Source organism: Streptomyces phyllanthi, from assembly GCF_009377205.1.
In the GTDB taxonomy this organism is placed as follows: domain Bacteria; phylum Actinomycetota; class Actinomycetes; order Streptomycetales; family Streptomycetaceae; genus Streptomyces; species Streptomyces phyllanthi.
Genome location: NZ_VJZE01000678.1, coordinates 1 through 3,518 on the forward strand (window position 1 = coordinate 1; position 3,518 = coordinate 3,518).

Sequence of the window (3,518 nt, forward strand, 5' to 3'; positions counted from 1 at the left end):
GGGTGGGGCCGGGGGTGGTTCGGTGTCTGCCTGAGGCGCGGTACTGGCCGGCACGGTCAACTCCACCTCAAGCTCCGTCAACTGGATCCGTCAACGCATCCGTTATTCATCCCTCAAAAGCGGTCATAGCATCACAAAACATGCGCACTGTGTGCAAGCACCGCATAACTCCGTGTTGAGGGGTAGTTGGAGGTGCGTAGAGGCCTGAAGTACGGGCCTGACGGGGGAGCCGGATCGGCTCAGAACTCGTAGTCGGCGATCACCCAGGTGGCGAATTCACGCCACAGCGCGACGCCCGCCTGGTGCGCCGGGTGCTCCAGGTACCGCTGGAGCGCGTCCCGGTCGTCGACCGCCGAGTTGATCGCGAAGTCGTACGCGATGGGGCGGTCGGTGATGTTCCAGTCGCACTCCCAGAAGCGCAGCTCCTCGATCCGGCCACCGAGGGCGCGGAAGGCCTCCACGCCCTTCACGACGCGCGGGTCGTCGCGCTCGACGCCCTCGTCGAGCTTGAAGAGGACCAGGTGGCGGATCATGTGCGCTCCGGACGTGTCGTACGGCGTGGGAGTTCTAGTCGCCGCCGTTGACGATCCACGTCATGAAGTCGCCTATGGACTGGGCGGCGCTCGAGATGCCCTCGAACCCTATCTGGACGTAGTCGGCGGCCAACTCCGGGTCGGTGACGATCACGTAGACCACGAAGACCGCGAGCGCGAACACCGCGATCTTCTTTCCCTGTACAGCCACGAGGCCTCCCCCGTCTCCCGTGCCCCATGGGCCTCTGTTGCCGCCGGTGAGTGTATCCCGGTCACGTGTTCGCAGGAATGGACCGACCTGGCATGCACACCAGGTCCACGCACAAAGGGCCCCGTCTCTCGACGGGGCCCTCCTTCAGCGGTAGCGGAGGGATTTGAACCCTCGGTGACTTGCGCCACACTCGCTTTCGAGGCGAGCTCCTTCGGCCGCTCGGACACGCTACCGAGGGAGACCCTACCCCAAGGTGGGCCATGGTCTGAAATCGGTTGTTCCGGCCGACGGCGCGGAGTTCAGCGGGTGCGGAAGAAGTCCGTGAGGAGCCGGGCGCACTCGGTGGTGAGTACGCCCTCGATCACCTCGGGGCGGTGGTTGAGGCGCCGGTCGCGGACGACGTCCCAGAGGGAGCCCGCCGCGCCGGCCTTCTCGTCGCGGGCGCCGTAGACGACCCGGTCGACCCGGGACTGCACCAGGGCGCCCGCGCACATCGTGCACGGTTCGAGGGTGACGACCAGCGTGCAGCCGGTCAGCCGCCACTCTCCCAGCCGGGCTGCCGCCCGGCGGATGGCGAGCACCTCGGCGTGAGCCGTCGGGTCGCCGGTCGCCTCGCGTTCGTTGTGCCCGGTGCCCAGCACGGTCCTGCCGTCCGCGGCCAGCACGACGGCGCCGACCGGGACGTCTCCGCCCGCGGCCGCGCGTCCTGCCTCGTCCAGGGCGAGCCGCATCGCGGCCCGCCAGCGGTCACGTACCGGGTCCGGATCGTCTGTCAGCGGACCGTCTCCAGGACCTCCGAGGCGCCCAGGGCCTCGGCGATCGCGCTGAGCGCGTCGTCCGCGTCGAGGGAGCGCAGCTCCTTCTCGCTGACGCCCAGGTCGTCGAGGACCTCGCTGTCCCCCACGGGGCCGTGCGGTACGGCGCTGTCGGCGGAGGCGCCGTCCTCGTCGTCGGCCTCGGGCTCACCGTCCTCCGTGCCGTCGAGATCGAGGGAGTCCAGGTCGGCGCCGTCGTCGCCGGGCTCCCTTCCGAGCAGTTCGTCCGTGAGCAGGATCTCGCCGTACGAGCTGCGGGCAGCGGCGGCGGCGTCCGAGACGTAGATACGAGGGTCGTCCTCGCCGTCCACACGGACGACACCGAACCACGCGTCCTCCTGCTCGATGAGTACGAGCACCGTGTCCTCGTCGGCCGAGGCTTCCCGGGCCAGATCGGCCAGATCCGACAGGGTCTCCACATCGTCGAGCTCTTTGTCGCTCGCTTCCCACCCGTCTTCGGTGCGCGCGAGCAGTGCGGCGAAGTACACCGTGACTCTCCCACTGGTCATAGGCGTGCCGGTTGGGGGTCCCCCCGGCGGAGGTAGCGGGCGGGGACTGTGTGCTCCGAGCCCCACCCACTCGGAATCGTGGCAGAAACGGAGCGCTCAGGGGCCATCTTCGGCCCGCTGTGTCCCCGCTGTCGATCGCGCGTCTCGGTTTGCCCGATCGCCTGGGGGACGCGCCCTTTCGGCTCACTCGGTCTCGGAGGGGTGCACCTGGGCACTCGTTCACTGCCGTGGTGATCGTACGCGGACTTCGGCGCGGCCTTCGCACATGGGCGTGATGTGGCTACCGGCACCCGACCGCAGGCCCGTCCAGTGGTACGTGGCTACCAGCGGAACGTGCGCATACGCAGGGCGTGGCGCAGGCGGGCCGTCTTGGCGCGGCGGGGCCGGACGCGGTCCCGCAGTTCCCGGGCCTCCGCCAGCTCCCGCAGGAACTGTGCCCGGCGCCTCCTGCGCTCGGCCTCGGTCTCCCGCTGCTCCGGGGACCCCTCGTCCACATCCGGCATAGACACACCACCCCAGCTACGTTCTTCCCACATTCCCTCGGATGGGCGTTTTGATGCAGACGGGGCGGTGGGCCCGAGACGGTGCCTCACGAGCGGAAGCCGGAGGGCGGAGCGGGGCGGTGGAGGCCCGCGGTGGCCCGGATACCCTGATGGGCATGCGTCTCCACGTCGTCGACCACCCCCTGGTCGCCCACAAGCTCACCACGCTGCGCGACCAGCGCACCGACTCCGCGACCTTCCGTCGGCTGGCCGACGAACTGGTCACCCTGCTCGCCTACGAGGCCACTCGTGACGTGCGCACCGAGCAGGTGGACATACAGACCCCGGTGGCCCCCACCACCGGCGTCAAGCTCTCCCACCCGCGCCCGCTGGTCGTGCCGATCCTGCGCGCCGGCCTCGGCATGCTGGACGGCATGGTCCGGCTGCTGCCGACCGCCGAGGTGGGCTTCCTGGGCATGATCCGCGACGAGGAGACGCTGGAGGCCTCCACGTACGCCACGCGCATGCCCGAGGACCTCTCCGGGCGTCAGGTGTACGTGCTCGACCCGATGCTCGCCACGGGCGGCACGCTGGTCGCGGCGATCCAGGAGCTGATCAAGCGCGGTGCCGACGATGTGACCGCCGTGGTGCTGCTCGCCGCGCCGGAGGGCGTCGAGGTCATGGAGCGCGAGCTGGCGGGCACCCCGGTCACGGTCGTGACGGCGTCCGTCGACGAGCGCCTGAACGAGCACGGGTACATCGTGCCGGGCCTCGGCGACGCCGGGGACCGGATGTACGGGGCGGCCGAGTAGGAGCCGGCCGGCGGATCACGGCCGGGGGCGGGGCTGCGCCCGGCACGCCTCGCCACGCTCGGCTTCCGCTCGTGCGGGTCCCACCGCCGCGTTGCCGAAACGTCCGGACCCCGTGACGCCGCGGCTCGGGGCGTCACGGGGTCCGGACGTTTCGGC

General features: G+C 70.3%; 6 protein-coding genes and 1 tRNA gene. 1 reads left to right on the forward strand and 6 read right to left on the reverse strand.

Going from position 1 to position 3,518, the window contains the following annotated elements:
- Positions 1-239 precede the first annotated feature (239 nt).
- The 6 genes from FNH04_RS43235 to FNH04_RS43260 form a co-directional block, all read right to left on the reverse strand.
- On the reverse strand, positions 240-533 hold the full coding sequence (locus FNH04_RS43235) for a Dabb family protein (protein ID WP_152791711.1): 294 nt from the start codon (positions 531-533) through the stop codon (positions 240-242).
- A gap of 34 nt (positions 534-567) precedes the next feature.
- A complete protein-coding gene (locus tag FNH04_RS43240; protein WP_322725536.1) occupies positions 568-744 on the reverse strand; it encodes a hypothetical protein in 177 nt (58 codons plus the stop codon).
- Between the two features lie 148 nt (positions 745-892).
- Positions 893-977: transfer RNA gene (locus tag FNH04_RS43245), tRNA-Ser, on the reverse strand.
- A gap of 66 nt (positions 978-1,043) precedes the next feature.
- Positions 1,044-1,475 (reverse strand): tRNA adenosine(34) deaminase TadA, encoded by a 432-nt coding sequence (gene tadA / locus FNH04_RS43250; RefSeq protein WP_152791713.1) that lies wholly within the window; start codon positions 1,473-1,475, stop codon positions 1,044-1,046.
- Positions 1,476-1,516: 41 nt separating this feature from the next.
- Entirely contained in the window at positions 1,517-2,047 is a 531-nt protein-coding gene (locus tag FNH04_RS43255; protein ID WP_322725537.1) for a tRNA adenosine deaminase-associated protein, read from the reverse strand.
- Positions 2,048-2,388: 341 nt separating this feature from the next.
- On the reverse strand, positions 2,389-2,571 hold the full coding sequence (locus FNH04_RS43260) for a hypothetical protein (RefSeq protein WP_152791715.1): 183 nt from the start codon (positions 2,569-2,571) through the stop codon (positions 2,389-2,391).
- A gap of 155 nt (positions 2,572-2,726) precedes the next feature.
- Here FNH04_RS43260 and upp point away from each other — a divergent pair, with 155 nt between their 5' ends.
- The gene (upp, locus tag FNH04_RS43265) at positions 2,727-3,362 is read left to right on the forward strand and encodes a uracil phosphoribosyltransferase (RefSeq protein WP_152791716.1); all 636 of its coding nucleotides are present in this window, start codon (positions 2,727-2,729) and stop codon (positions 3,360-3,362) included.
- Positions 3,363-3,518 lie beyond the last annotated feature (156 nt).

Coding starts and splice junctions, on each gene's coding strand:
- FNH04_RS43235 (WP_152791711.1), bottom strand. CDS start 533: ATGATCCGCCACCTGGTCCTCTTCAAGCTCGACGAGGGCGTCGAGCGC.
- tadA (WP_152791713.1), bottom strand. CDS start 1,475: ATGCGGCTCGCCCTGGACGAGGCAGGACGCGCGGCCGCGGGCGGAGAC.
- FNH04_RS43260 (WP_152791715.1), bottom strand. CDS start 2,571: ATGCCGGATGTGGACGAGGGGTCCCCGGAGCAGCGGGAGACCGAGGCC.
- upp (WP_152791716.1), top strand. CDS start 2,727: ATGCGTCTCCACGTCGTCGACCACCCCCTGGTCGCCCACAAGCTCACC.